Annotated in this window: 1 tRNA gene and 1 pseudogene; one reads left to right on the plus strand and one right to left on the minus strand. The window is 53.9% G+C overall.

Annotated elements, in window-relative coordinates:
* Nucleotides 1-105: pseudogene (locus HT737_RS32990) on the minus strand (hypothetical protein); the annotation flags it as partial.
* Between the two features lie 372 nt (nt 106-477).
* Between HT737_RS32990 and HT737_RS31015 the strand changes: the two are divergent.
* Nucleotides 478-553 (plus strand) — tRNA-Glu (locus HT737_RS31015).
* Nucleotides 554-586 lie beyond the last annotated feature (33 nt).

Here is a 586-nt window from a genome sequence, read left to right on the forward strand (position 1 = left end):
GGCCTTCTCCAGTTTGTTGTTTTCCACCACATGGTTCATGTAGCCAATGGCGATCAGAATTGCGATCCCGGCTACGACTAGCAGGGTGATCATGAGTGGTGTCACCGGTAAGACCTCTTTATAGGGTTCGCATGCGAGTGTAGTGGCTGGGCACTTGGGCGCCCAGCGCCGCTCGACGAGTTGATTCAGCAGCTTCTGTGTATATCGGCTGCACACTGCTTATATGAATGCTGGCGCAAGGTGCGCAGATTGCCATCATCGTGTTGCGGACTATAACGCCTTGGCGAGTGGCGGAATATAGGCGTCAATCGTCGGGCGACGGAAAAGCCCGAATGCTCTCGTAAAGCAGGTCGAAGTCATTGATTTAAATAAATTTATATTCGGGGGTTGACGACCTCTCAAACCATCCATAGAATGCGCGCCACTTGCAGCGTAAAGCACACAGCGAAACGCGGCAGGGAGTGAATGTTGTAGTGTGTCCCCTTCGTCTAGTGGCCTAGGACACCGCCCTTTCACGGCGGTAACAGGGGTTCGAGTCCCCTAGGGGACGCCAATGCGGGAATAGCTCAGTTGGTAGAGCACGACC

This window comes from Pseudomonas sp. MD195_PC81_125 (assembly GCF_014060985.1).
Lineage (GTDB): Bacteria > Pseudomonadota > Gammaproteobacteria > Pseudomonadales > Pseudomonadaceae > Aquipseudomonas > Aquipseudomonas parakoreensis.